The sequence below is a fragment of the Exiguobacterium sp. 9-2 genome, assembly GCF_036287235.1.
In the GTDB taxonomy this organism is placed as follows: domain Bacteria; phylum Bacillota; class Bacilli; order Exiguobacteriales; family Exiguobacteriaceae; genus Exiguobacterium_A.
Genome location: NZ_CP142850.1, coordinates 1,274,485 through 1,299,305 on the forward strand (window position 1 = coordinate 1,274,485; position 24,821 = coordinate 1,299,305).

At 46.1% G+C, this 24,821-nt stretch carries 27 protein-coding genes and 1 other annotated feature; of the genes, 15 read left to right on the forward strand and 12 right to left on the reverse strand.

Translation table 11 applies throughout. From position 1 onward, the window contains the following. Position 1: 1 nt before the first annotated feature. A complete protein-coding gene (locus VJ374_RS06580) occupies positions 2 to 994 on the reverse strand; it encodes a siderophore ABC transporter substrate-binding protein (protein ID WP_329470673.1) in 993 nt (330 codons plus the stop codon). A 382-nt stretch (positions 995 to 1,376) separates the two neighbouring features. On the opposite strand from VJ374_RS06580, the gene VJ374_RS06585 reads away from it, so the two are divergent. Then, positions 1,377 to 2,333 (forward strand): sensor domain-containing diguanylate cyclase, encoded by a 957-nt coding sequence (locus VJ374_RS06585; RefSeq protein ID WP_329470674.1) that lies wholly within the window; start codon positions 1,377 to 1,379, stop codon positions 2,331 to 2,333. 55 nt (positions 2,334 to 2,388) lie between these two features. Here the strand turns inward: VJ374_RS06585 and VJ374_RS06590 are convergent, their stop codons facing one another. Beyond that, positions 2,389 to 2,946, reverse strand: coding sequence for a hypothetical protein (locus VJ374_RS06590; RefSeq protein ID WP_329470677.1), 558 nt, complete (start codon positions 2,944 to 2,946; stop codon positions 2,389 to 2,391). 253 nt (positions 2,947 to 3,199) lie between these two features. Between VJ374_RS06590 and nikA the strand changes: the two genes are divergently transcribed. Genes nikA through VJ374_RS06615 form a run of 5 tightly spaced genes read left to right on the forward strand, consistent with a single transcriptional unit; the run spans position 3,200 to position 8,203 of the window. Beyond that, complete coding sequence (nikA, locus tag VJ374_RS06595; RefSeq protein WP_290787387.1) at positions 3,200 to 4,810, forward strand: nickel ABC transporter substrate-binding protein; 1,611 nt, start codon at positions 3,200 to 3,202, stop codon at positions 4,808 to 4,810. A 12-nt stretch (positions 4,811 to 4,822) separates the two neighbouring features. After that, positions 4,823 to 5,764: a nickel ABC transporter permease gene (gene nikB / locus VJ374_RS06600; RefSeq protein ID WP_329470678.1), complete on the forward strand. Its 942-nt coding sequence runs from the start codon at positions 4,823 to 4,825 to the stop codon at positions 5,762 to 5,764. Next, on the forward strand, positions 5,761 to 6,606 hold the full coding sequence (gene nikC / locus VJ374_RS06605; protein WP_442899602.1) for a nickel ABC transporter permease subunit NikC: 846 nt from the start codon (positions 5,761 to 5,763) through the stop codon (positions 6,604 to 6,606). The genes nikB and nikC overlap by 4 nt, the downstream gene beginning before the upstream one ends. Then, positions 6,603 to 7,409 carry an ABC transporter ATP-binding protein gene (locus tag VJ374_RS06610; protein WP_329470680.1) on the forward strand — a complete coding sequence of 269 codons (807 nt, stop codon included), beginning with the start codon at positions 6,603 to 6,605 and terminating at the stop codon, positions 7,407 to 7,409. Before nikC ends, VJ374_RS06610 begins: the two co-directional genes overlap by 4 nt. Then, complete coding sequence (locus tag VJ374_RS06615; RefSeq protein ID WP_329470682.1) at positions 7,406 to 8,203, forward strand: ATP-binding cassette domain-containing protein; 798 nt, start codon at positions 7,406 to 7,408, stop codon at positions 8,201 to 8,203. The genes VJ374_RS06610 and VJ374_RS06615 overlap by 4 nt, the downstream gene beginning before the upstream one ends. Positions 8,204 to 8,249: 46 nt before the next feature. Here VJ374_RS06615 and VJ374_RS06620 read toward each other — a convergent pair whose 3' ends face one another. Genes VJ374_RS06620 through VJ374_RS06630 form a run of 3 tightly spaced genes read right to left on the reverse strand, consistent with a single transcriptional unit; the run spans position 8,250 to position 10,125 of the window. Further along, the gene (locus tag VJ374_RS06620) at positions 8,250 to 9,020 is read right to left on the reverse strand and encodes an ABC transporter permease (protein ID WP_329470683.1); all 771 of its coding nucleotides are present in this window, start codon (positions 9,018 to 9,020) and stop codon (positions 8,250 to 8,252) included. Beyond that, positions 9,017 to 9,901 carry an ABC transporter ATP-binding protein gene (locus VJ374_RS06625; RefSeq protein ID WP_329470685.1) on the reverse strand — a complete coding sequence of 295 codons (885 nt, stop codon included), beginning with the start codon at positions 9,899 to 9,901 and terminating at the stop codon, positions 9,017 to 9,019. Before VJ374_RS06625 ends, VJ374_RS06620 begins: the two co-directional genes overlap by 4 nt. Next, the gene (locus VJ374_RS06630; protein ID WP_329470687.1) at positions 9,898 to 10,125 is read right to left on the reverse strand and encodes a PLD nuclease N-terminal domain-containing protein; all 228 of its coding nucleotides are present in this window, start codon (positions 10,123 to 10,125) and stop codon (positions 9,898 to 9,900) included. The genes VJ374_RS06625 and VJ374_RS06630 overlap by 4 nt, the downstream gene beginning before the upstream one ends. A 184-nt stretch (positions 10,126 to 10,309) precedes the next feature. On the opposite strand from VJ374_RS06630, the gene VJ374_RS06635 reads away from it, so the two are divergent. Beyond that, complete coding sequence (locus VJ374_RS06635; protein WP_329470689.1) at positions 10,310 to 10,660, forward strand: cupin domain-containing protein; 351 nt, start codon at positions 10,310 to 10,312, stop codon at positions 10,658 to 10,660. A 233-nt stretch (positions 10,661 to 10,893) separates the two neighbouring features. On the opposite strand, the gene VJ374_RS06640 is transcribed toward VJ374_RS06635, so the two are convergent. Together VJ374_RS06640 and VJ374_RS06645 are read right to left on the reverse strand one after the other, a co-directional pair. After that, positions 10,894 to 11,976 carry a hypothetical protein gene (locus VJ374_RS06640; RefSeq protein WP_329470690.1) on the reverse strand — a complete coding sequence of 361 codons (1,083 nt, stop codon included), beginning with the start codon at positions 11,974 to 11,976 and terminating at the stop codon, positions 10,894 to 10,896. Between the two features lie 76 nt (positions 11,977 to 12,052). Further along, positions 12,053 to 12,571 carry a transcriptional regulator gene (locus VJ374_RS06645; RefSeq protein ID WP_329470693.1) on the reverse strand — a complete coding sequence of 173 codons (519 nt, stop codon included), beginning with the start codon at positions 12,569 to 12,571 and terminating at the stop codon, positions 12,053 to 12,055. Positions 12,572 to 12,721: 150 nt separating this feature from the next. Between VJ374_RS06645 and VJ374_RS06650 the strand changes: the two genes are divergently transcribed. Further along, positions 12,722 to 12,991, forward strand: a complete 270-nt coding sequence (locus VJ374_RS06650) for a hypothetical protein (RefSeq protein WP_329470694.1) — start codon at positions 12,722 to 12,724, stop codon at positions 12,989 to 12,991. A gap of 58 nt (positions 12,992 to 13,049) precedes the next feature. Here VJ374_RS06650 and solA read toward each other — a convergent pair whose 3' ends face one another. The 3 genes from solA to VJ374_RS06665 form a co-directional block, all read right to left on the reverse strand. Next, positions 13,050 to 14,192: an N-methyl-L-tryptophan oxidase gene (gene solA / locus VJ374_RS06655; RefSeq protein WP_329470696.1), complete on the reverse strand. Its 1,143-nt coding sequence runs from the start codon at positions 14,190 to 14,192 to the stop codon at positions 13,050 to 13,052. A gap of 70 nt (positions 14,193 to 14,262) precedes the next feature. Beyond that, positions 14,263 to 15,960: a methyl-accepting chemotaxis protein gene (locus VJ374_RS06660; RefSeq protein WP_329470697.1), complete on the reverse strand. Its 1,698-nt coding sequence runs from the start codon at positions 15,958 to 15,960 to the stop codon at positions 14,263 to 14,265. 430 nt (positions 15,961 to 16,390) lie between these two features. After that, positions 16,391 to 16,858 (reverse strand): DUF2975 domain-containing protein, encoded by a 468-nt coding sequence (locus VJ374_RS06665; protein ID WP_329470699.1) that lies wholly within the window; start codon positions 16,856 to 16,858, stop codon positions 16,391 to 16,393. A gap of 142 nt (positions 16,859 to 17,000) precedes the next feature. On the opposite strand from VJ374_RS06665, the gene VJ374_RS06670 reads away from it, so the two are divergent. From VJ374_RS06670 to VJ374_RS06695, 6 genes are all read left to right on the forward strand, one after another. Beyond that, on the forward strand, positions 17,001 to 17,225 hold the full coding sequence (locus VJ374_RS06670) for a DUF2188 domain-containing protein (protein ID WP_075642185.1): 225 nt from the start codon (positions 17,001 to 17,003) through the stop codon (positions 17,223 to 17,225). A 112-nt stretch (positions 17,226 to 17,337) separates the two neighbouring features. Further along, positions 17,338 to 18,162, forward strand: coding sequence for an SDR family oxidoreductase (locus VJ374_RS06675; RefSeq protein ID WP_308101361.1), 825 nt, complete (start codon positions 17,338 to 17,340; stop codon positions 18,160 to 18,162). Positions 18,163 to 18,182: 20 nt separating this feature from the next. Continuing rightward, positions 18,183 to 18,476: a putative quinol monooxygenase gene (locus VJ374_RS06680; protein ID WP_308101362.1), complete on the forward strand. Its 294-nt coding sequence runs from the start codon at positions 18,183 to 18,185 to the stop codon at positions 18,474 to 18,476. 211 nt (positions 18,477 to 18,687) lie between these two features. Then, a complete protein-coding gene (locus tag VJ374_RS06685; protein WP_308101363.1) occupies positions 18,688 to 18,894 on the forward strand; it encodes a helix-turn-helix transcriptional regulator in 207 nt (68 codons plus the stop codon). Position 18,895: 1 nt separating this feature from the next. Next, positions 18,896 to 19,279, forward strand: coding sequence for a hypothetical protein (locus tag VJ374_RS06690; RefSeq protein ID WP_308101364.1), 384 nt, complete (start codon positions 18,896 to 18,898; stop codon positions 19,277 to 19,279). A gap of 28 nt (positions 19,280 to 19,307) precedes the next feature. Beyond that, positions 19,308 to 19,580 carry a hypothetical protein gene (locus tag VJ374_RS06695; RefSeq protein WP_329470705.1) on the forward strand — a complete coding sequence of 91 codons (273 nt, stop codon included), beginning with the start codon at positions 19,308 to 19,310 and terminating at the stop codon, positions 19,578 to 19,580. Between the two features lie 189 nt (positions 19,581 to 19,769). Here VJ374_RS06695 and VJ374_RS06700 read toward each other — a convergent pair whose 3' ends face one another. Continuing rightward, positions 19,770 to 20,684, reverse strand: coding sequence for a hypothetical protein (locus VJ374_RS06700; protein ID WP_329470707.1), 915 nt, complete (start codon positions 20,682 to 20,684; stop codon positions 19,770 to 19,772). A gap of 109 nt (positions 20,685 to 20,793) precedes the next feature. Further along, on the reverse strand, positions 20,794 to 21,345 hold the full coding sequence (locus VJ374_RS06705) for a GNAT family N-acetyltransferase (RefSeq protein WP_329470709.1): 552 nt from the start codon (positions 21,343 to 21,345) through the stop codon (positions 20,794 to 20,796). Positions 21,346 to 21,430: 85 nt separating this feature from the next. Then, positions 21,431 to 21,676, forward strand: a binding site (T-box leader). Positions 21,677 to 21,733: 57 nt separating this feature from the next. On the opposite strand from VJ374_RS06705, the gene ileS reads away from it, so the two are divergent. Then, a complete protein-coding gene (gene ileS / locus VJ374_RS06710) occupies positions 21,734 to 24,817 on the forward strand; it encodes an isoleucine--tRNA ligase (protein WP_329470711.1) in 3,084 nt (1,027 codons plus the stop codon). The last annotated feature ends 4 nt before the right edge of the window (positions 24,818 to 24,821 follow it).

Below are 24,821 nucleotides of genomic sequence, written 5' to 3' on the forward strand. Positions count from 1 at the left end.
ATTACTTCTTGAGCGCTTTCGCGATGTCAGTGAAGAATTCCGAGTACGTCTGGATCGATTCGTTTAAGTACGTATCTTTTGGTGCATAGACGATGTTGTCGTCTTTGATTGCTTTCGTTTTTTGCAGAGCAGGCGCACGGTCGATGACATCTTGCGCCGGTACGGCACCTTCTGCGTTTCCGAGTGGCGCGTCACGGTCAAGGACGAGTAGCCAGTCCGGGTTACTTTGAGCGATTGCTTCGACCGAGACTTCATCACCTTGATCGTTCCCTGATTTTTGTTTAACTTCGAGGGCTGGTTTCCAGTCGAACAAATCATACATCGGTCCGAAGACACGTCCACTCATCGGCGCTGAGAATCCAATATCGCCACCCGAGACGATGACCGACATGACGCTGTCCTGTCCGTTATACGATTTTTTGACGTCTTTGATCGATTGCTCGAGTGTCGTCACGAGCTGATCCGCTTCTTGTTTTTTATCGAAGATCTGTCCGAGTGTCTCTGTCGTATCTTCAAGTCCTTTGACGAGTAACTCACCTGGCGTACCAGAGTTTTCCGGTAATGCGATGTCAAGATCGATGACAGCGGCGTTTGGAACGAGTTTTTTGATGTCTTCATAATGATCAGCGAAACGCTGCCCGACGATGACGACGTCCGGATTGACACCAGCGATCGCTTCGAGGTTCGGTTCGAAGTGCATGCCGACATCGACGATATCCTTATCTTTTGCATAAGGTGACTCAGCCGGGAGCAGTCCGACTGGTGCTGCAACAAGTTCGACGTCCCATGCGGCAAGCGTCTCAAATGTCCGGTTATCGAGTGCGACGACTTTCTTCGGATCAACCGGAACGTTGACCGTTCCGTGTGCGTCCTTGATTTTGACCGTCTTTGGTGCTTCTGCGTCCTTCTTCGTGTCTGCTTCTCCTGCATTCCCGCATGCTGCGAGTAAAACAGCAAGCGAACTCACGACGAGTGGTGTTTTCCATTTCCCCATGATGATTCAGCTCCTCATATTTGATTTGATAACACATAAATCACGGATTGAGCAGCAGATGGATTATGTATGACTACCTGATTAATCTGTTCTCAATAAGTGATAATGATTATCATTGTCATGTTCACTGAGAATCATAGCAAACGAATTCGGAAGACGCAACGCCATTTTCCAAGGAATTACCTGGAACAGTTTTTTACTTCTATAAACTATACAAAAATAAAAAAATGATAATCCTTCTCATTTGGATGTAGAAATAGGACCATCGGACGCTTTTAAGCAACAGAGGTTTAGACGACTTCAAAAAGAGAAAGTGGTAATATATGTATCAAATTTTCAAATCAGAGACACCGCAGAAGACGACTTTGAAATGAGGTGCTGTATGAATCAACCATTTGAAGAATTGAAGATGTATCAAAATTTTGATGAGCTTGCTGACGATGTACTCGATTTCGCAAAAGAGATTTTACCGGATCAGATGTTGTACTTATCAGCAATCGAAGCAGGACAACAACGGATGTTAAAGATTGCAAACGATAAAGCAGATATTCCGATGGTGGAAGGCATGCAGATTGAATTGAACCAATCATTATGTAAACTGGTTGATTTCGAGACGAAACAGCCGGTCGTCCTCGAAGATATTCCAAACGCGGAACAACTCGGCGATTGGCGAAAAGGTTTGGAGGAGGCTCACGTCCGGTCCTACTTAGGGATTCCAATCGTCTTGACGAGCGGGGAAACGTTCGGCACATTATGTGCGATCAATAATCGGGTCAGCTTGTATGAACAGAAGAATGTTCAGCTATTGCAACGGATCGTCCGACTCTTCTTGTACTACTTAGAGCTTGAGCGTCATGCTTGGAAGGATGCGTTGACAGGACTGTATAATCGGCGCTACTTAACGAAGCAGTTCGAGGATCATCCCGGACAGACAGGAGCGGTGTTCTTCCTTGATCTCGATGGCTTTAAGCAAGTCAACGACGTCTTTGGACATGAGACGGGGGACATTGTTTTGCAAGAGGTCGCGCAACGTCTACGAAAGTTCGTGCGCGAACAAGACGATGCGATGGCCGTGCGCCTAGGAGGCGATGAGTTCATCCTCCATTTCGGTCATGCTGATTCAAGGGAAGGGTGGGAGCGACTCGCGAAGCGGATCGTCACTTCGTTAAGTGAGTGGGAAACAGACTACCGAGTGTCAACAAGTATCGGGATTGTGATATATGACACCGAATTTCGTCCAGAGTTAAAAGTCTTGCTACAGCAGGCAGATGTCGCGCTATATGCCGCTAAGTCGTCAGGAAAGAATACGTATCAGTTTTATGAGATGGCGAAGAAATGACGAAATATTAAAAGACCTGACGCTTCTGAGTCTTCACAGAAACGATCAGGTCTTTTTAATTGCTATGTAGGCGATGGACGATCCGAATGATGTCTTTTTTCGGACGGTCAGGAAACCTGAGACACAACGTCTCGACACACTTCACAGCATCCTCATTCTCTAACAAGCGGAGGGCTTCCTTTACGACTGGATCATGTGATTCGGTGACTTCGGAAGATTTAGCAGTCAAATCTCCTAATTGATGAATCAGGTAAAACAATACCGTATGTACGGACACAAGTACGATTTTCGTCGCGAGAGAAATCGTGATGGACTCAATGTAGAGATCCATCCAAAGCAAGACACTTAAACTTACCCAAAAATTCACTACGGCAAAGAGTACGTTCGAGATAGGGCGCTTAAAAAGTCCACCGAACGCACGCATCGTTCCGTCGAAGATGACGCTAACAAGTAGACTCGCGAGATAGAAACATAAGAGAAACACAAGGCAACCAACGAACAAGTCGTAGGAAACATCTCCGATGGATAAAATCAGCCCATCGATCATTAGCAAAGGAAGAACTAAGAGGAGAGCGAGAAACACAAGCGAGACGGAGGAAACCAGTCGTGACATAACATCATCCTTTCAATACGAATCGTCTTGTTGCACAAGAGACATATCCTACAGATTAGGATACCGTTTAACGTATTTGATTACAATTATTTACAAAAAAGAGACGTGCTCAGAACGTTCTCTGTTAATTGTGGAAACCCTGTCAAAAAGCGCTTAAAGTCCAGTCAACATCTAGATTATTCATTGACAATCCTTATCTTTCCCTCTTACAATTGAAAATGATTATCAATAGAAGTTGGGGGATCTGCTTACCATGAACGTTAACCGTAAAAAATTACTGATTTCTACCGTCTCGATCCTGTCTTTGACATCATTATTGATCGGCTGCTCGAATCCGGGCGAGTCGACAGGAGAGCGAAAAGATAAAGATACATTGACGCTCGCGTGGCCACGCGACGTTGGAACGATGAACCCGCACGTCTATAACCCATCACAACTGTTTGCACAGTCGATGATCTATGAGCCACTCGTCCACTACGGCGAAGGTGGAAAGCTTGAGCCATACTTAGCCTCATCTTGGAAGATTTCTGAAGACGGAAAAACGTATACGTTCACGCTCCGTGACGGCGTCAAGTTCTCGGACGGTTCGACGTTCGACGCAGCCATCGTCAAAAAGAATTTTGATGCGATCCTTAAACAAAAAGCCTTACATAGCTGGCTTGGGTTCATCACGAAAATCGAGAAGACGGAAGCGGTTGATGCGAAGACATTCCGTCTGACATTATCCGAAGCCTATTACCCGACGATTCAGGAACTCGCGGTCGTCCGTCCGGTACGTTTCCTCGGAGAGGCTGGATTCCCGGAGAACGGCGATACATCGAAAGGTGTCAAAAAGGAAGTCGGGACAGGTCCATGGATGCTCGACGAGTACAAACCGGATCAGTACGCGACGTTTAAGGTCAACAAGAACTACTGGGGACCGAAGCCGAACGTCGATCACATCAAGGTCGACATCATCCCGGATGCGGAGACACGTGTCTTAGCACTCGAAAAAGGACAGGTTGATCTGATTTACGGGGAAGGGGCGATCAGCATCGATGCCTTCAACCAGTTGAAGACGGATAAGTCGTACAAAACGCAGATGTCTGAACCAGTCGCGACGCGTCTCCTCGTCTTGAACACGAAAAATAAACGTCTGTCTGACGAACGCGTCCGCCAGGCGTTACAGCACGGGTTCGATAAAGCCGCCCTCGTTGAAGGGATCACGTCGGGATTAGAAGCTCCAGCTGATTACTTGTTGCCACCGAACATGCCGTACACGTCGAACCTGAAAGTGAAGCAACGGGATTATGACGTCAAGGAAGCGAATCGTCTTCTTGACGAAGCAGGCTGGAAACTGCCGAAAGGTGAGAAGGTTCGCGTCAAGGACGGTCAACCATTGCAAATCGGGATGATGTATGACGCAGCAGAACAGGTCCAAAAGGCGATGGCCGAGACACTTCAGTCGGAATGGTCAAAAATCGGTGTCGAGCTGAAGACAGAAGCTGTCGAACTACCGGATCAAGTCCAGCGCTTCAAGGATAACCGGTTTGATATCAACTTCTACAGTAACTTCGGTGCACCGTATGATCCGCATACGTTCGTGAACCTGATTGATACGGATGGCTTCGGCTTCAAGGAAGCGATTTCAGCTTATCCGAATAAAGAACAACTGTTGCAAGAAATCAAAGATGTCTTGAAGACGACGGACGAGACGAAACGTCAGAAGATGTACGCCGACATTCTGCCATCACTCCAAGATCAAGGGGCATTGATTCCGATTTCGTACTTGAAGAAGATGGCGATCTATCAGTCGGACGTGACGAACTTCCAGTTCCCGGCGAACCGGGATGAGAGTCCATTTGCCCGGATCGGCATTAAGTAAAGGAGGGATGACATGGGGGTCTTCCTCGTCAAACGTATATTATCCGTCATCCCGATCTTGTTACTAGCTGTCTTGATTCTGACCGGGTTGATTCATTTATCGCCAGTTGATCCGGCACAGGCCTATCTATCTGCTGCCCATATCCAACCGACGGATGAACTACTCGCGGCAAAACGAGCAGAATTTGGGCTCGATCAACCGTTCTACAAACAATATATCGATGCCGTCATCCGCTTGGCGCAGCTTGATTTCGGAACATCGTATCTATCGGGTAAACCGGTCCTTGAAGATGTCTTGCTCCGTTTACCACCGACAGTCGAACTGGCTTTGACGAGTCTGTTGCTGGCGCTTGTCATCAGTATTCCACTCGGGTTCCTTGCCGGCATTAAGAAAAATGGCTTCTTTGACCATCTGAGTCGGGGAATCGCCTTCATCGGGGCTTCGATTCCGTCGTTTTGGCTCGGGTATCTGTTCATCTTCTTCTTTGCCGTAAAGCTTGATTGGTTTCCAGTCGGCGGGACAGGAAGTGTGATGCACTTGATTTTACCGGCATTGACACTCGCCTTTCCGTTGATTGCCCTTTATACACGATTGCTGCGCGGAAGTGTGATTGAAGCATTGAATGAACCATATGTCTTGTTTGCCCGGACACGTGGATTAAAGGAAGGACGGATTCTTGGCAAACACGTCCTTCGGATGGCGATTCCGCCGATGATCACCGGTCTTGGGATGAACCTCGGGAAGTTGCTGACGGGAACGATCATCGTCGAGACCGTTTTCTCGTGGCCTGGCTTCGGTCGCTACTTCATCGAAGCGATCTTTGATCGAGACATACCGGTCATCCAAGGCTACGTCTTTCTCGCGGCACTCGTCTTCATCGGCAGCAGTTTGCTCGTTGATATCATTCAAGCCGTGCTCGATCCACGACTAGCGAAAAAAGGAGGAGCAGTATGAATACTCCACTTCCAGCAACGATGATTCGGTCGCGATATACACCGCTTCTTTATCTCTGTGCCCTCGTCTTGATTGGCATGGCAGGCGTTGCGTTGTTTGCACCGTGGATTGCGCCGCATGATCCGAATCTAGTCGACTTGACGCAAAAGCTTCATGGACCTTCGTCAGCCTATCTGCTCGGAACCGACCAGCTCGGACGTTGTCTCTTGTCGCGCTTGATCTATGGTGCGCGGATCTCACTCGGGTGTGCCGTGTTGATTTTCATCGCCTCACTTGCAATCGGATTGTTCGTCGGAACACTTGCCGGCTATCGTGGCGGTTGGGTCGATCAACTCTTAATGCGTCTGTGCGACGGTGTAATGGCGTTTCCGAGTCTGATACTCGTCCTCGGTCTCGTCGGTATCTTTGGTCCGGGTCTCAAGCAGGTCATCATCGCCTTGATGCTCGTCCAGTGGGTTTATTACGCGCGGATGTTCCGCGGAATGGTCATGACGTTGAAGACGGAAGCGTTCATCGCGGCTGCTCGCGTCAACGGTTCATCTTCATGGAAGATTATCCGGACGCACATCCTGCCGAACATCTTACCGCCGCTACTCGTCATTGGGACACTTGAGATGGGCTGGGCGATCATGGATATCTCGGCGATGTCGTTCCTTGGGCTTGGTGTCCAGTCACCGACAGCCGAATGGGGAGCGATGATTCACGAAGGAAAATCGTACATCCGGACGAATCCGGAATTGATGATTTATCCGGGACTTGCGATCATGCTCGTCATCATCAGCTTTAACCTAGTAGGAGAACAGTTAGCAGAACGATTCGGTGTATCAAAAACGATGAAATGAGAGGAGGTGCCCGTATCAAACCGATCTTAGCTGTCGACGGTCTGACCGTCCGTACGAAACAACAAGTAACATTGATCGAAGGGGTGACGTTCTCGATTCAACCAGGTCAAATCCTCGGTCTCGTCGGAGAAAGTGGTTGTGGGAAGACAGTGACGAGTCTTGCGTTGATGCGTCTGCTTAATCCGCAAACGACAGACGTGACCGGTGATATCCGACTGAACGGAAAATCGATCCTTTCCTTATCGGAACGCGCTGTTCGGTCGATTCGGGGCGGTGAGATTGCATTCATCATGCAAAATCCGATGAGTGCCTTCACACCGGTCTACTCGATCGGGCACCAGATGATCGAGACGATTCAGACCCATTCACGTTGTTCAAAGCGTGAAGCGAAACAGCAAGCGATGACGGCACTTGAAGAAGTTAATCTAACGGATGCCGCCCGGTTGCTCAAAGCTTATCCGTTCGAGCTGAGTGGCGGGATGTTGCAACGGATCATGATCGCATTAGCCGTCGCCCTTCGCCCGAGCGTCCTGATTGCCGACGAACCAACGACCGCGCTCGACGTCTTCAATCAAAAGACGGTTCTTGAGTTACTTGAACGGATGAGGGCGACCTACGGAACGGCGATGTTACTCATCTCGCACGATCTCGGTGTGATCGCTGAACTTGCAGACGAAGTCCTCGTCATGCAACAAGGACGGATCGTCGAACAGGCGGATGTCTTTGAATTGTTTGATCGACCGCAACATCCGTATACGCAGTCACTTCTCGCACAGCATATCGGAAGGGAGGCGCTCGGATGAGTCTACTGCAAATTGATCAAGTCTCGCATGTCTACAAGCGCCGGTTTCAACCAGCACAGATTGTCTTACACGAAGTCTCATTGACGCTTGAAGCCGGACGCTGTCTCGGGTTGCTCGGATCGAGCGGTGCCGGGAAAAGTACGCTCGGACGACTATTGCTTGGACTCGAACGTCCCTCGAGCGGAATGATCTGGTTTAACGGTGTCGATCGTTACGCGACAAAACGTCCGTTTCAAGGTGACGTCCAAGTCGTCTTTCAGGACTCGTTTGCTGCCGTCAATCCGAAACTGACAGCGGCTGATATCATTGCGGAACCGCTTGATAACTTCATTCGTTTAAAGGGAGAGGCGCGGCAACAACGCTTGATGACGTTAATCGAACAAGTCGGGCTCAAGGCGACGGATTTGACGAAATATCCAGCGCAGTTCAGTGGCGGGCAACTGCAGCGGATCGCGATTGCGCGAGCGATTGCTGCTGAACCACGTCTGATCGTGTTAGACGAAGCAGTCAGTAGCCTCGACATGGTCAACAAACGATTGATTCTTGCATTGTTAGCTGACTTGAAGCGGCTACACGGTCTAACATATGTCTTCATCACCCATGACATTAAAGCTGCCGAGCAACTTTGCGACAGCTTCGCGATTTTGGAGCAGGGACGCCTTGTCGGTCATTACCCGAGTCTAGCGGCGTTCGATGCTGCGACGGATCCTGCCGTTGAACGGATGCGTCAAGCGAAGCTTGCCATGCACCCAAGACAACGAACGATTCGAAAGACACAACCAAACAAAGGATAACGGACTGCTGAACGCCTCCGTTATCCTTTTTTGTTGTAGAGTCGGATCAGTAAGCCGTTTTTCGGAACCGAAGTGCCGACCAGCCGAGTGTGAGGACAATCCAAACGAGACAAGAGATGACACCGAACAGATGGGACGAAGAAAAAAACGATGTGTTCGATGGAACTGACAGAAGCGCACCAGGCATGAAAAATAGAACGTCTGACTTTAGAGAAGGAAGTACAACAAGAAGCAAGGAGACGACGAGCGATAGGATGCCAATCGGTACAGCGCGTTGCAAGAAGGTGCTGATCAGTAATGTCAGACTAACGACGAACAACGTCCAAAGACTAAAATCGAGGATGATGCGTAGCGCAAGCATCGGCGAAAGGAATCCGAACCAATAGACGGTCAGACAATAGGACGTGAGTGCCCCGATTAGAATTCCGAATAAACTGATCATACCGTGACTGAACCATTTCGACAGCAGATAAACATTCCGGGAGACAGGGCGCGTCAGAATGAAATCCTGCATGCCAGTTTGTCGGTCTGATGCGAGCAGTCCCATGAAGCTCATGATCAGGACAATCAAGCCGAGCTGATTGAACTGTCCGTGAATGGTTGCGCTGAAAACGTCAAGCGGTTGTGGAGTAGGACGATTCGGATCGACGATGATTCCGTCTGCATTTCCGACGTGTGCGAGCAAGACATCCATGTACATCAACAGCAATGGTTGCGTCACGCCGAGGGCAATGAAGAACAGCGGTAACCAGACGATTTTCCATTCTTTCCACGCTTCCAACCACTCGGTCAGCGTCAGCGTATAAAACGTCCTCATACGTCCGCCACCATGTCGAGGAACCGTTCCTCGAGTCCAATTGGTTGATAGGCGATCGAAGCAATCGACCATCCTAGTTGAATCAAGGTGGTCGCTAACTCTGAAAGGTCAAGTGGCTGCTGTGCAGAGAATTGATAGCAGCATGGGTTGATTCGATTAATCTCGACTCGTGGAAATAGCGTCGCAGAAAACGGTAGGACAGGTGTAAGCGTCTCGACTTGAATCCGGTATTGATCAACGTTGCGTTGATTGTCGAGCGGACCAAGCAATTTTCCATGTTTGATGACGAGGAAACGGTCGCAACACGTTTTCGCATCTTCTAACAGGTGTGTCGAGACGATGATCGTCATCCGTTTCTTTAAACGGAGGATCAACTGATTGATATCATGCCGACCATTTGGATCAAGGGCGGAAGCTGGTTCATCGAGAATCAGAAATGTCGGTTCATGTAAGATCGCTTGGGCGATCCCGAGACGTTGGCGCATCCCGCCGGACAAGCGTTCAATGACTTCTGCTTGTTGAGCGTGGAGTCCAACTTCATGTAGAACTTCCGGAATCCGCTTATTTAACGTTGCGCGATCAAGCCCCGACAAGTGACCGAAGAAACGCAGTGACTGTTCGCACGTCATCCAAGGTTTAAAGTCGGTTTGTTGGGATAAATAGCCGATCGATCGCTGCTGTTGCCGGATGGGGCGGGAAGACATCGTGATGGAACCACGATCACTCTCGATCATGCCGCTTAGACATTTCAGGAGTGTCGTCTTTCCGGCACCATTTGGACCAATCAGTCCGAGACATTCATGTTCGTGAATCGTAAAGGAAATATCGTCTAGAATGAGACGTCGTTGAAGTGAAAGCTGGAGATTGGAAATCTGAATCATGCTGTCATCCTCCTTCCGATGACGAAGTAAAGAATCGAGCCAATCGGTTGGACGAGAAGAATGACCATTAACCATACCGCCGGTGTCGCAATCCGGTCCTTGCGTCTAAACCAATCGATACAGGCGCAGATGAGTAGAATCAGATTGATGGAGATGTAAATCAATAATAGGGGCAAAAAGCGTTCCCAGTCGATTTGTGATAAGGCAGAGAAATCTGTATTCATGAAACACCCTCCTTTTCTATTTCCATTATCAATAATGAAAATAGAAAAGTCAATGACCGATGCGAATTACCGTTTGTTTTCAATCCATTACAGCTATGATAAACTTCTCTTATCAAAATTTTCCAAATGACACATAGATTGATTAGTTTGAATGAAAGACGAATTATAATTTATAGGAGGTCATATGCAGATTTATCAATTCAAAAAAGAAGTTGGTAAAAAAATTTCGAAATTCGATTCGAATTTTGTGATGTCACGGATCATGCAGACGGAAAAAGTGACGCACATCGGATGTATTCATTTAGAAAAGGATGGCGTAGTCGGTTATCACCAGGCTGTCGTACCGCAACTTCTATTAATTGTAGAGGGTGAAGGTTGGGTAAGAGGGGAAACGGATGACTACATAAACGTTCAGAGTGGGGAAGCCGTATTTTGGAGTCAAGGAGAATGGCACGAAACGAAGACAGATACGGGTTTAACGGCGATTGTAATCGAAAGTGAAGAACTCGATACATCATCTCTCGTTTCCGTTTAACAAAACCTAGCATGATACATAAAGAGGCTGACTCAAAAAAAAGAATGATTCGCTTTCTCACGCCCTTTCCTCAGGCGAGACACAAGCCAGTTTTCCTGCTTCATCCAAGCAGGAAAGCGGGTCTTGTTTGTCTCTGACAGCGCAATAATGCGCTTTTCCTGTAGGAGTTGCGTGTAAAGCATCATTCTTTTTATCTTTGTAGAGACTACAGTTTGAGTCAGCATCTACTCTTATTACGTACACCATTTTTCTAATTCTTCGAGGCATAGATGCAAGCGAGCAGTTATCATTTCCCGATTCCCCATCTGTTGCGTTGTTTTATGATTGAGGTGAGGTTGCTGTAAGGTTTCATAGTGCTCATACGCTTCTTGCAATATCCATAATGTATATTCATCCAGTAATCGTCTAATTTGAGTAGTGCGTTCGTCTCCAACCACGTTAAAGAAGTATCCACTTATAAATCCATCAGCGATTTCTTTTAACACATTACTTTTTTCTTGATACGCTTGATTTATGTATCTTGGTGCATTCGAAAAGGCTGGTAACAGAAATTTGTAACAAAAAACAAAGTAAGCCGTATGTTTCAAATCAAAATCCAATCTTGGAAACGGATCAATGATTGCAATCTGCTCATTGTTTAAGATTAAATTTTCTGGGGTTACATCTTGATTAACGAGAGAGATATTTTGAATTTGAGTTCGTCTATTTTTAATTAAAGCATGAATATGTTTATCGACTTTTTCTTTATCAAAGCGAAGGCTAGAATGAATGAGTGTACTTAAAGCGGTTAAGACATGGTCATTTTCTTCCTGCCATAATGTATCACTGTTTCTTAAATCGCTACCTTGTAGAGTTTCTGCCTGCCAGCGCAGTTCTCCGAAACCTTTAATGGATGTTTTATGGTTATGTATATTGTGATAAATTTGTCCTAATTTCGTACCGTAAGAATGGGATTTATTCTGATCGAATAACAATAATTCTGTTCCACGACCCATGAAAGTCTCTACTGTGAATACTGTGTCATCTTCAATAAAATACTCATAAAAGTCAGGACAGACATGTTGGCCACTTGTATTGGCGTGTAAATAGTAAGCTTTCGTTGACTCATACTCTGTAGTCAACTCTTGTTCATCAATCTGTTGTAACTCGCCATAAGCCTTATTTTTTTTCATTCGAATTACAAGGTCTTGATCATCTACTCTCTTTAATTGATATACAGTATGCCAAGCTCCTTCACCAATCTTAAGAATCTGCTCTGCTTTTATGTTCAACGTGTCCATTACAATTGCATCAAGATCTTCTTTGATGTGTTTCATGGGGTCCATTTTCTCTCCCTCGTAATATGGTCTCGTTTCATTTTGATAAAAACACCCTCCTTAAAACAGAGAATAGTTATGGTAAGATGACGAGTGAGACGGTCCGTTCTTTTGCTTGGTCTTCAGTCTCCAAGTGATGATATTTTTCGAGCAATGTCCGCATGTCCTGTTGGAAATCATTGAAGGTTTCATCCGTCAGCTGCAGTTTAGCAATCGAGAACGTCGAGTAGTCCTGACCTTCCGTTTGAACGGTCTGTTCGAAGTATGTTTGGTACTGCTGTAAAACATACATGAAGTAGAACGAGACGAAATTCACTTTTTCGTCGTACGTCGCACTGTTCCAGTCTGCTTCGCTGATTTGATAACCGCTTGTGTTTAAAGCATATATTTTCTCTTCGACTTTTCCGACACGCTGAACGGCAACGACTTTCAATAACTGATCGTCCATCATCGCATTGACTTGCCGGTATAAGGTCGACTGCGGTACATCCGTTAAGCGTTGATTCAGTTGCATGATTGATAAACCATCTTCGAGATCAATCAATTCGAGCGCAATCTTAAAACGGACATGGTTTTTGAAGAGATTAAAGTTCACGTCGTGTTCCCCTCCTTCATTTAATCGTTTCCTAAAACTATCTTAGCATGTTTTTGGGAACATTCTTAAAAATGATAATGAAAAAAGAGGGAATGTGATGCCTCTCTTGAATGATTTATAGTAGAATATTGTAAAGAAAGGAGTCATCATATGAAAAATATAAGTTATCGCTATGGTACATATGCACTCGTTACTAGTTTTTTCTTATTCTTCATCGTTCAATTATTCCAAGCGTATATTGAATTATCACCCGAATTTCTAGGAGAAAACCTTGGAGAATACGGTTTATCGTTTTTCCCGATAAGTGCATTGCTCGTTGGACTCGTATTATTTATCCACGGCTGGTGGAGTGAAGATGAAAAAAAGCAGCATGAAAAACTAGCTGCAAAAAATCAGCAAGAATCGAAGGAATCGGTGTGAAATCATACCGTTGAAAGAGAAGACCGACAACGAATTTTCGTTGCCGGTCTTTGTCATTTCATATGCCTTGTTTCGCAAATCGTTCAATGGCGAACGGTGCGATCGGTTCATTCGTCGATTGTTCCATGATCAATTCACTGAGTACTTTTCCGACCAAGCTGCTGAACTTGAATCCGTGACCGGAAAAGCCGGCGGCAATCGCGATGTGCGGATAGTCCGGGTGCAGATCGATGATGAAGTTTTCATCTGGCGTCATCGTATAAAGACATGCTTTACCATGAGATAAGGTATCGATCGAGGGTATGAATGTGTTCGTGAACTGTCGTAAATCTGCCAGATCACCGGCTTCTTGACCAAATGGACGGCGTGGATGATTCGGATCAACCGGGATGCCGCCATCGTGGCGTCCGATTTTCAGACCGGCTTGAGCGATGCTTGGAAAACCGTAATAATAACCGGCGGGTGTATCAAAGGCGAAGGCAGGGAACACCGCGTCGTTGAATACTTCTTCCGCTGCTTCAAACCAGGCAAACGTCTTTCGGACCGGGCGAAGCGGTAAGGAGAGGCCGGTCTGTTCGAGCAACGGACCAGACCAAGCCCCGGCTGCGACGATCAACGCGTCAGCTGAATAGATGTCTGATCCAACCGTCACGTTAACACCAGTGGCATGAGCAGTAAGCGTCGTCACTGTTGCATTCGTCCGGATGTCGACACCGTTCGCGACAGCAAGGTCCCGGTATGCTTCAATACAATCCTCGCATTTCAATACACCAGACGTCGGTTCAAAACAACCGATATAATCGTCGGGCATCGTTAAGCCGGACCAGCGGATTCTAACTTCCTCAGCCGTCAGGACCTCGAGCGGTAAATCGTATTGCGCTGCACTCTTGATGATCGTCTGCATCGAACGGGACGAGCGTTGACCGGCATTCAAGACTCCGGTGTTCAGGAACAAGCTCCGACCACTGACCTGTTCTAACTCGTACCATAAGCGTTGCGCAGTTAACGCGAGCGGTACGTAAGCTTCCCCTTCACCATAGGCATGGCGGATGATCCGTGTCTCCCCGTGATGACTTGCTTGATCATGCGGCGGATTGTGGGCGTCTAGTAGTAAGATTTTTTGATTGGTTCGTGAAAGATAGTAACCGGCAGCCATTCCCATGGATCCGGCACCGACGATGATGACATCATATTGGGACATGTGGTTCGACTCCTTCATATGTATATTCATACCAGTATAAAGTGAGAACCAAAACATGACAAATGAGATATCAAATCTCGAAGCGACGGGCTTCTTGTTCTAAGTGTTCCGTTCGTGCGTTTAAATCAACGACGAGCGTATGCAACGTCGTGATCGTCGCAATCATCTGTTCAGACGCAGCGGCGACTTCCTCGTTACTTGCCGTATGCTCTTCCGCGACAGCGGCAATTTCCGTCAAGGCATTGCGAATGAATCGTTCTGCCTGCAAGACGTCTTCCATCTGTTGCGTCATCTGCTGTGTTGCTGACGAGACGTGCGTGACTTGATCCGTCAACCGTTCGAACGTTGTATCCGTATCAAGGACGATCTGCTTACCGGCTGCTGTTGCTTCAACCGTCGTCTTGAAACTGTGTTGCATCTGTTGCGCACTGTCTTCAATCGAGGTGACGATTGTTGCGATTTCACTGACACTGCTTGCGACATGACTTGAGAGATTCTTGACCTCGGTCGCAACGACGGCGAAGCCTTTGCCTTGTTCGCCAGCCCGTGCTGCTTCGATCGCGGCATTGAGGGCAAGTAGATTCGTCTGCTCGGAAATACCGCGGATAATGCCGACGAGCGTTTGGATATCCGATGATTGCTGTTTCAGTAGATCAATCTGTTCAGCAGACTGGGTGACATGTTGATGAATGTGGCGCATCTGTTCGACAGAAGCAGACATTTGATCCCGTCCGACTCGTGTCAGTATTGCCATCTGATCCGTCGTTCCTTGAATTTCGACACCAGACTGATTCGTCGTCTCGATTAATGCTGCGAACTGATTCATCTCGTCATTCAATGAAAGCGTGACTTGCGTCTGACTTTCAGTTCCCGTTGCGATTTCCGACATCGTATGAGCGATTTGCTCAGATCCGTCGAGTACTTCTGATGTACTTTGATCAATCGATTGACTCGTCGTCGAGACGAGAGTGGCTGTCTGTTTGATATCAACGATCATCGTCCGCAGCATTTCATTCATATCACGAATCGAGATCGCAAGCGCATAGATTTCGTCCTTTGAAGCGATTGTCAAATCGCTCAACGTCTGTTTCGCCTGATCCAGTCGTCCGTCGGCAATCAAGGCAGCGACTTTCTGTAACGTCTCGAGCGGACGTAATTTTCGACCGAGCACGATGTAGAGCAAGACGAGGGTGATCGTTAACAGCAGGAGCATTAACCCGATGAAAATCGGAGCGTTTTGTTGTAATAGATCCGTCGTAAGCGCATCGACTTCCTTCGCAGCGATGTCGGTTCCAAGAATGCCGATGACTTGACCGGACGCATCTTTTAACGGAACGTAGATGCTCATATACTGTCCATATACAGGATCATTAATGATGTCCGTCGCATGTGTGTCGCCTTTTAATACATCCTGCATATCCGCGACTTTTGCACCGCTTGCTGGCGCATCAATTTTAGCCGCATCTTTTTTGGGGAGACCGTCAATCAGCAAACGGACCTTATTTTGGTCGATGTGTGCTGTGTATGCATACAGGAGTCCGTTTTGCTTACGTAATGTATCAAGTTCATTTCGTAACGTTTCATATTGCTCAGACGCGATAGGCGATTGTAGAAATTCGCTGTAAGCCGCCGTGTTGAATGTCTTGCTGATACGTAAAGCATCCTTTTCAGCGGTCGCTTTAAGCGTTGAAACCGCAGTTTGCTTCGTATTGAAGTATAAGGCCAGACTACTAAAAACAAAAAAGGCAATCAAAATTAAACTAATCATTACTAAAAGTCGTGTTCGGATGGAATGGTTCTTGGTTGTGTTCTTCACGTGTAACTAGTCCTCTCAACTCATATTTTCTATCTATAATTCATTTATCGGTCGGTAAAATACATATTAAACAGGACCTTTTAACGATTTTTTTATGCCACTGCTGGAAGATAAACTATTTCTTCTAAAAAAAGGATTTATCAAGAATGATTCAGGGCACATATTAAATAGAAAAAAATACAAATTGAGGGAAGAGGGATCGAGATGGAAAGTGAAGTCGATCATCGAATCAAAGCAAGACATGTATATGAAAATGAATTACGAAGACATGCGGTCAGCACAAAAAAGGCAACCTTTCGATTAATGACGTGTTTACATTGTCAATCGAAAATCCTGTTGAAACAGGGACATCAGGACACACATCAATGTGATAGGGCGTAAATTACTTGACGGACTGCAGGTTTCGTAATAGAAGTTGTTGTATGCAAGCAAGTAAGGAACCAACTGTCAAAGGGATAAGGATTAAACTAATACCAACGAGGATCAAGCCAGGTGCATCATCGATTTGACCGATGTAAAAAAAGACAGGGAAGACGCATAAGGTCATTACTGAAATCACGTAACAATTCAGCTTCAATGATTGGATGGAAGATGTGATTAAAGGCAATGGAAGCGGGTCCGTCACAAAGTATTGCAATAGCCGCAACATGTGAATCAAAATGAACAGGACTGGAATCAACACGATATAGGCCATGATCAATACGAAGTAGCCAGGACGTTCGAAGAGCAATTGTTCTGAAAGTCCATGCCATACAAGAGGAATTCCACTACCAGCTATGCATAACAAACCGATCAGGATACAAATCATAATGAATTTTAAATAACGAACATGCCAAATGAGCCGGTTCATGATTCACGCTTCCTTTCAAGTCGGACACTTTCTTTTAGTATACTTCATAAAATAAAATGTTATTAAAATTTTAAAGGTAGAGGACATGTGGATCTCAAGCAAGTATTTAGAGATGAAACATACCGCAGAAAGGAGCTATACTATGCGACGAAATCAACATGTCTCCCCGCATCCCAAAGGCGGTTATCAAGTGAAAGCAGCCGGAGCGACCCGAGCAACAAAACGATTCGAGACACAGAAAGAAGCTATCGCAGAAGGGCGACGGATTGCGAAAAAACAAAAAACAGAATTATTGATTCACAATAAAGAAGGACAAGTTCGTGAAAAGGATTCGTATGGGCATGATCCTTTCCCGCCAAAAGGATAAAAAGCACTTCCTGAATGTATAGGAAGTGCTTTTTTTTACTCTACTAAAAATCGGTTTGAATTATGTGTGGCAGGGAAAAATAATTTAAACAAGTATAAAGGAGATATGTTTTATGGCTGAGGCGAACTTTTCGATTGAACATACGAGACAACTGGATCACGGAGAACAATCCTATAAAGGAAACAATAAATTACTCAACAAAAAAATCTTAATTACAGGCGGAGATTCAGGTATCGGTCGAGCCGTTGCCATTGCTTATGCGCGGGAAGGGGCAGACCTGGTCCTTTCATACTTACCTGAAGAGCAAGCAGATGCTGAAGAAGTAAAAGCACTAGTAGAACAAGCAGGGCGTACAGCGCATTTAATTCCGGGTGATCTATCCGATGAAGCGTACTGCGTTCAACTCGTCCAAGAAGCACATCAATGCCTAGGCGGATTAGATTCGCTGACATTAATTGCAGGGACACAGAATCCTGTAGAGCATATTTCAAATCTTGAGACAAAACAACTTAAAAGAACATTCGAAGTCAATGTATTCTCTGCATTTTGGATGGTGAAGGCAGCAGTTCCATTGTTGAAGCCTGGATCGACAATCATAACGACTACATCGGTTCAAGCTTATCATCCAAGTGAAATATTGCTTGACTACGCATCGACTAAATTTGCTTTAAATGGCTTTACGCGAGGTCTTGCGAAACAATTAGCACCGAGCGGCATACGTGTCAATGGTATTGCACCTGGTCCCATTTGGACGCCACTTCAGTTCACAGGAGGATTACTGCCGGATCAGATGCAGGATTTCGGAAAAGACACGCCACTCGGGCGTTGTGGTCAGCCTGCTGAACTCGCAAGTACTTATGTGCTACTTGCCTCAGACGAAGCAAGTTACATCACAGCACAAATTTATGGAGTCACTGGTGGGATTGAATTAGCTTGATGGAGTGAGGAGGAAGTGGCATGGATCAGTTTGGTGTTCTGACACATTATAAATGCACAGTAAATGATCAGGAAGCTTTATTTCAAGTATTGAATGAGCTACAACAACTTGTCTTGGAACAATCCGAATGTATTTTATATACGATTAATGTGTCAGATAAACAATCGGAGACGATTTTCACATACGAAATTTGGAGTTCCGCAGCTGCGTATCAAAACTCGCTCTCGCATGAGCTACAAAAATTCGTTCCGCTTGCTCCTAGTCTACCGGTAGTCGTAGTAGAAGAAACAAATACTTTTCGAGTTCATATGTAAGAACATTTTAGTTACTCTCCATGTCAGACGATCAATCCTGAACGATAAAAAGAAATTTCAAGCAACTTGAGATAAAGATCAAAGCACTTTCTGATGAACAGAGAGTGCTTTTTCATATTAAATTTGAATCTGAAATGTCAATAGTTTTTGACATGATGAGAGAAGTTCATTACAGTGGAGATGTAAAAAGAATTTGACACGTCGTGGAGGAATGAACGTGAGAAACCACATCAAGGAGCGACGTCTAGCAGCAAAATTATCGCAACAAGAACTGGCTGACCGCTGTCAGGTCAGTCGCCAGACGATCAATGCGATTGAAAACAACAAGTATGATCCGACTTTACAATTAGCATTTAATATCGCCAAAGTCTTACGAACACAAGTCGATCATCTGTTCATTTCAAAACAGGAGGAATGAGATGTCTAAGAAAAAAACAGTTCTATTTTTAGTATCGCTCGTGACGATAGCGAGCCTTACCGTCATCAGTATGATCTTTGAAAACAATGTAACATTCTTCTCGATCGTTCAATTGGCAATTCTGTTGATCATGTTCTTCTCGTATTTTACGTGGGCACGGTCAGGAAAGGACGAGCGTCCGGTACCAGATGATGAGCTCGGCAAAAAGATTACGACGGAGAGTGGACTTATTAGCTATAAAATCCTGATTGTCCTGATTTTTGGATGTATCTGTCTCGATTACTTTTTACATAAATCAGCGAATCTGTTATTGATCGTCTTATTCGCGATCGCGTTAGTTACACTACCAATCATCGAGTACATCAAAGCACGATCTTATCGATGAAGCTATTTAAAACGTAAAGGAGTAAAGCATGGACGAACGACAGTATCGGCTTACAAAACATATCATCAATACGGATTTTGATAAGGCGTATGAAATCGTACGGAATTTGAGCGAAGAAGAACTAGAGGAACTGATGCTTGATATCGGATCAAGGACGATGAACTTGACCGTCTATTCTTTCATGAACTATTTGTTGCAACTAAATGAGACGAGTAGCTTTCATTCCGTGACTTCACTTCTAATGGCATTTTCGTTGTGTCATATGGAAGGTGCCTACACAATCAGCTTGCATCATGCGTGAAAAGCAATTAAGCTCGCACCGCAAGATGTTACTTATTATGAATTTATCCTGTTTTTTGAAGGCAATCCCTATGTCTTTCTGTCTAAAGAAGAAATCACGGCTACGCACGAACGGATTAAAGAATTAAGTAATGAATGAGTAAAAAACGCCTAGATGAGATAGTTATGATCTCTTCTGGGCGTTAATTTATTATTTTGTTAGTACAGGTGAAATTATTGTAGTAACTGTATTGTTTCCTTCTGCAGTTACACGAAGATTCGTCACACCCGTCACATCAACATTAAAGTCGATTGGGTCATCGCCATATACAATATCATAGCGACCAAGTTCTTTTCCGTTATTGTCGGAGAATACAAGTGTCATTTCGTCATCTGGATAAGCATGACTTAGGTGGTTAGAACTTTTTGTTAGTGCTTGTTCAGTCAATAATGACACTTTCCCAGTTAGTTTTTTATACTTTTGGTCCAAGCTGAATGTAGCATATTCGTCATTATAGAAACCCGATAAAATAACATTTTGATTGTTCAGTTTACCATTTACTAAAATGGATTGATTTTTTTCAATCGATTCAAACGATGAAGAGGCGATATGAATCGATGAAAGCGATGTACCTGAAAGTGGTGTTCCGACTTCATATGCAGTAGATGTCTCGATTAGAGATAATCCTGAAAGGTCTGCTAATAATTGTAATGGTACATATGGTGTCTTACCGAGCATCAACAAGCTTTCTGTATTTTTGTACTTACCAGTTACGACTGATCCATCTGTGACAAGTGATTTCGAAGATGTGAGAAGACGATATCCAGTCGAAAGTTCTTTAACTTTCTTCTTGTTCCCTTCGTTCTCAATTTGAAGATTCTTGTACTTAGTATCTAGTGATTTATAAGATTTTGAAAGACTCGTGTGTTGTCCTTGTAACGTCTTATAGGCATTTTCCGACTTCTTTGTTTTTTTCTTTTCGTCGGCTAGTTGTTTTTGAAGTGCTGCTTTTTCCTTTTTCAGTTTAGCGACTTCTTTTGAACTTGAATTTGCTTCAACGATTGATGTCTGCATGACACCGAATGCTAATGATGATACAAGACCTGCTGCGATCCATTTCTTCAAGATAGTTCCCCCTTAAATGTCAAAAATGATTTCTTACACTTAACAGTATATTCCAATACCGTCTTTTTGGATTTCAATCATTTTGAAATGAAGGAAATGATTTTATAGATTAAAATTGAAGCCAATCACTCCGCAATAACGAGTACATATACAAATCATCAAACTGACCGCGTGTTTTTTCATATTGACGAAGCAACCCTTCACGCTGAAAACCAAGTCGTTCAAGCAATCGTTGCGATGTGGCATTATCGGGTAAAACGAGTGCTTCGATTCGGTTGAGCGAAAGTTCCTTAAAACCATATTCGATGACCGCAAGCGCTGCTTCCTTCGCGATGCCTTGTCCCTGATAGGCAGGGTCCAGCTCAAACCCGATTTCAGCCCGCTGATGGCGTTCCGATTGATTTAAGAAACCGCAACTACCGATGATGACATCGTCTTCTGATAAAGCGATCCCAAAACGGATGCCCGTACCCTCACGACGAATCGAAGCGTACCAATCAATCTCTTCGAGGGCGTCAGCTTCCGATTGGAACGGAGCGAGTCCCATCTGTTTGACGACGTGTTCGTCTGATAAATAAGCGAGGACACTCGTAGCATCTGTAGGTAACACTTCGCGTAAGGCGAGACGGTTCGTTTTAAGCGTTGGGAAAGTATGTACCATTCAAAAAAACTCCTTTTCAATAAAATGTAAAAAAGTGTTGTTTAACGTTTAAGGCATATGGTAAGATTCTCCACAACAAGAGCATATCATTTCGTTGACGAGAAAGAGTAATGATTGTTTCTCTGCCTTACAGAAAATCGGGATTGCTGAGAACCGGTAGCCAGATCAATCATGAAGATCCTCTCTGAGAAGTCACGCTGAACCATTCAGTAAGTGTGACCGGGTGTCCACCGTTACATGGAATGCGCATGATAGTGTGCAACTAAGTGCTGTCGAGAACAAGCATTCTCGACGGAATATGGGTGGTATCGCGGTGAAGTCCGTCCCTGTCAAAGGGGGCGGACTTTTTTATATTCTCTTATTTACCGATTAAAGGAGCGAACAAGAGATGACGTCACAAAACCAAGCAGAAACCGTACAACAACGGGAGGACCGTATCCGAAACAGATGGAAACAAGACCGTGTCTTCGCACGATCGATTGAGCAACGTACGGAAGCAGAATTTGTATTCTATGAAGGTCCACCGACTGCGAACGGTTTACCACACGTCGGCCATGCACTCGGACGAACCGTCAAGGATACCGTCGCCCGCTATAAGACGATGCAAGGGTTCCGGGTCGAGCGAAAAGCCGGCTGGGATACGCATGGGCTACCGGTCGAACTCGGTGTCGAGAAACAACTCGGCATTTCCGGCAAACAGGCGATCGAAGACTATGGTGTTGAAGCATTCATCGCACGCTGTAAGGAAAGTGTCTTCTCCTACGAAGCACAGTGGCGCTCCTTCACGGAAAAACTCGGCTACTGGGTCGATATGGATGACCCTTACGTGACGATGGAGGACGAGTATATCGAAAGCGTCTGGCATATCCTCGGGACGATCCATGACAAAGGCTGGTTGACGAAGGGACACCGCGTGTCACCGTATTGTCCGAGTTGTCAGACGTCCCTCAGTTCCCATGAAGTCGCACAGGGCTATCAGGACGTGACGGACTTATCGGCGACGGTCAAACTTCCGATCGTCGGTATGGAGCAGACGTTTCTACTTGCATGGACGACGACACCGTGGACGTTACCGGCAAACGTCGCGGTGGCGGTTCATCCGGAATTGACGTATGTCACGGTAGCGTTTGAAGGAGAGCGATTCATTGTCGCAAAAGCGTTAGTCGCTGAACTGTTCTCAGAATCCGTCGAGGTCGTATCCGAACAGCTCGGTGCGGAACTCGTCGGCTTGCGTTATGAACCACCGTTTGATTTCGTGACGCCAGAGAACGGTCACACGGTCGTCGAGGCGTCCTTCGTCCAAGCGACGAGCGGAACCGGACTTGTCCATCTTGCTCCAGCGTACGGGGAAGAAGATTACCGGGTCGTCCGGGAAAACGGACTGTCATTCGTTAATGTCGTCGACGCTGCTGGGTGTTACACGGATGCCGTTCCACCACTCGTTGGTCGATTCGTCAAAGAGTCAGACGTCGCAATCATCCAGCTGCTCGCTGAACGGGGACGCTTGTTTGCGAAAAAACGCTATACGCACAGCTATCCGCATTGTTGGCGATGTGACTCACCACTGCTCTATTACGCACAAGACAACTGGTTCATCGAGACGACGACCGTCAAGGAACAACTCCTTGCGAACAATGCGTCTGTGACGTGGTATCCCGACCACGTCAAGGAAGGGCGGTTCGGGAAGTTCCTTGAGCAACTCGTCGACTGGAACATCAGTCGTAATCGCTACTGGGGGACACCGCTGAACGTCTGGGAATGTGACACGTGTGATACGATATTCGTTCCAAAAAACAAAGTAGATTTATTACGCCGGACGACAACACCGACAGAGTCGGTCGAGTTGCATAAACCGTACGTCGATGCATTATCGGTCTCGTGTCCGACGTGTCAGGGAAAGATGCACCGGACACCAGAAGTGATCGATGTCTGGTTTGATAGCGGAGCGATGCCGTTCGCGCAACAGCATTACCCGTCGCGGACGCAGACACTTAACCGGTATCCAGCCGATGTCGTCATCGAAGGCATCGATCAGACGCGCGGCTGGTTCTATAGTCTGCAGGCAATCTCAACGCTTTTTACCGGCCAATCTGCCTATAAACGGGTCCTCGCGCTCGGTCACGTCCTCGATGAGAACGGACAAAAGATGTCGAAGAGTCGTGGTAATGCCCTCGATCCGGTGGCATTGATCGAGACGTATGGTGCTGATAGCTTGCGCTGGGCACTACTCGTCGACAGCAGTCCGTGGAGTGCAAAACGGTTTGCCGAGCGGATCGTCCAGGAAGCGAAATCAAAACTAGTCGATACGCTGGATCACGCCGTCCAGTTTTATCTAACGTATGCTGAGCTAGATGAATTCGATAGATCACGTCCACAGAAACCGACGCGTCTAGACGAATGGCTACTCTCGCGTGTCCATCAGACGACGCAAGACGTGACGGATGCGATAGACGATTATCAATTGACTCAAGCAGCGCGGAGTCTTGCGCAACTCGTCGATGAGATTAGCAATTGGTACATCCGTCGTTCACGGGAACGGTTCTGGCAAGTCGACTGGACGGAAGAAAAACAAGCCGCGTACGCGACGCTTCACGTTGCACTCTCGACGACGGCACGACTACTCGCTCCGTTCACGCCGTATCTTGCCGATGATGTCTATCAGCGATTGACGGGAATGAGCGTTCATGTAGCGGATTATCCGGTTGCCGATCCATCGATGATCCAATCTACTCTGGAATACGAGATGACACAAGTCGTCACTGTCGTTGAGCTAGGACGACAAGTGCGAAATACACATGCCTTAAAGGTCAAACAACCGCTTGCAAGTCTAACCGTCCAATCGAGCGACACCTTCAAGTGGTCGGACTATCTGGCGCTCATCAAAGAAGAGCTGAATGTAAAAGACGTACAGTTCTTAACAACGACAGGAGACACAACGAAGTTTCGCCTTAAACTGAACTTCCGCGAAGCCGGAGCAAAATTTGCGCAACAGGCGAACGCGATCCATCAATGGTTACAACTACTGCCGGATCAGGAGACGATGAACTTGCTAGAAACGGGCAGCGTATCGTATCAGACAGCACTAGGACATGAAGTAGAGGTAAGTTTAACCGATGTCATCGTCGAACCAATCGTCAAGACGGGTTTTGCTGCCGCGACGGGTGGTGGACTCACAGTGACGCTTGATACGCGGATCACGGAAGCACTGGAGCAGGAACGCTGGATACGGGAGCTCATCCGCTATATCCAGTCTGAACGAAAGGCACAAGCGTTATCGCGTGACGCACGAATCGATCTCGTCTTGTCGGTCGATGCGACGTTCCGACCGATCGTCGAGACGTTTGAGCCTTTGTTATTCAAACATCTTGCCTTATCCTCCATGCGAACTGAATCGCTACAGGGAGCAGGAGATATCCAGCTAGGCGGACACGATGTCAGTGTTTCGTTCGCATCAACGAAAGAATACTGTTAAGGAG

Excerpts from the sequence above, each read along its gene's own strand:
- VJ374_RS06690 (WP_308101364.1), top strand. The coding sequence starts at position 18,896 with ATGTCTAAGAAAAAAACAGTTCTATTTTTAGTATCGCTCGTGACGATA.
- VJ374_RS06635 (WP_329470689.1), top strand. The coding sequence starts at position 10,310 with ATGCAGATTTATCAATTCAAAAAAGAAGTTGGTAAAAAAATTTCGAAA.
- VJ374_RS06675 (WP_308101361.1), top strand. The coding sequence starts at position 17,338 with ATGGCTGAGGCGAACTTTTCGATTGAACATACGAGACAACTGGATCAC.
- VJ374_RS06620 (WP_329470683.1), bottom strand. The coding sequence starts at position 9,020 with ATGAGGACGTTTTATACGCTGACGCTGACCGAGTGGTTGGAAGCGTGG.
- VJ374_RS06650 (WP_329470694.1), top strand. The coding sequence starts at position 12,722 with ATGAAAAATATAAGTTATCGCTATGGTACATATGCACTCGTTACTAGT.
- nikC (WP_442899602.1), top strand. The coding sequence starts at position 5,761 with ATGAATACTCCACTTCCAGCAACGATGATTCGGTCGCGATATACACCG.
- VJ374_RS06615 (WP_329470682.1), top strand. The coding sequence starts at position 7,406 with ATGAGTCTACTGCAAATTGATCAAGTCTCGCATGTCTACAAGCGCCGG.
- VJ374_RS06665 (WP_329470699.1), bottom strand. The coding sequence starts at position 16,858 with ATGAACCGGCTCATTTGGCATGTTCGTTATTTAAAATTCATTATGATT.
- nikA (WP_290787387.1), top strand. The coding sequence starts at position 3,200 with ATGAACGTTAACCGTAAAAAATTACTGATTTCTACCGTCTCGATCCTG.
- ileS (WP_329470711.1), top strand. The coding sequence starts at position 21,734 with ATGACGTCACAAAACCAAGCAGAAACCGTACAACAACGGGAGGACCGT.
- VJ374_RS06680 (WP_308101362.1), top strand. The coding sequence starts at position 18,183 with ATGGATCAGTTTGGTGTTCTGACACATTATAAATGCACAGTAAATGAT.
- VJ374_RS06640 (WP_329470690.1), bottom strand. The coding sequence starts at position 11,976 with ATGAAACACATCAAAGAAGATCTTGATGCAATTGTAATGGACACGTTG.
- VJ374_RS06660 (WP_329470697.1), bottom strand. The coding sequence starts at position 15,960 with ATGATTAGTTTAATTTTGATTGCCTTTTTTGTTTTTAGTAGTCTGGCC.
- VJ374_RS06590 (WP_329470677.1), bottom strand. The coding sequence starts at position 2,946 with ATGTCACGACTGGTTTCCTCCGTCTCGCTTGTGTTTCTCGCTCTCCTC.
- VJ374_RS06625 (WP_329470685.1), bottom strand. The coding sequence starts at position 9,901 with ATGATTCAGATTTCCAATCTCCAGCTTTCACTTCAACGACGTCTCATT.
- solA (WP_329470696.1), bottom strand. The coding sequence starts at position 14,192 with ATGTCCCAATATGATGTCATCATCGTCGGTGCCGGATCCATGGGAATG.
- VJ374_RS06705 (WP_329470709.1), bottom strand. The coding sequence starts at position 21,345 with ATGGTACATACTTTCCCAACGCTTAAAACGAACCGTCTCGCCTTACGC.
- nikB (WP_329470678.1), top strand. The coding sequence starts at position 4,823 with ATGGGGGTCTTCCTCGTCAAACGTATATTATCCGTCATCCCGATCTTG.
- VJ374_RS06670 (WP_075642185.1), top strand. The coding sequence starts at position 17,001 with ATGCGACGAAATCAACATGTCTCCCCGCATCCCAAAGGCGGTTATCAA.
- VJ374_RS06630 (WP_329470687.1), bottom strand. The coding sequence starts at position 10,125 with ATGAATACAGATTTCTCTGCCTTATCACAAATCGACTGGGAACGCTTT.
- VJ374_RS06585 (WP_329470674.1), top strand. The coding sequence starts at position 1,377 with ATGAATCAACCATTTGAAGAATTGAAGATGTATCAAAATTTTGATGAG.
- VJ374_RS06580 (WP_329470673.1), bottom strand. The coding sequence starts at position 994 with ATGGGGAAATGGAAAACACCACTCGTCGTGAGTTCGCTTGCTGTTTTA.
- VJ374_RS06695 (WP_329470705.1), top strand. The coding sequence starts at position 19,308 with ATGGACGAACGACAGTATCGGCTTACAAAACATATCATCAATACGGAT.
- VJ374_RS06610 (WP_329470680.1), top strand. The coding sequence starts at position 6,603 with ATGAGAGGAGGTGCCCGTATCAAACCGATCTTAGCTGTCGACGGTCTG.
- VJ374_RS06685 (WP_308101363.1), top strand. The coding sequence starts at position 18,688 with ATGAACGTGAGAAACCACATCAAGGAGCGACGTCTAGCAGCAAAATTA.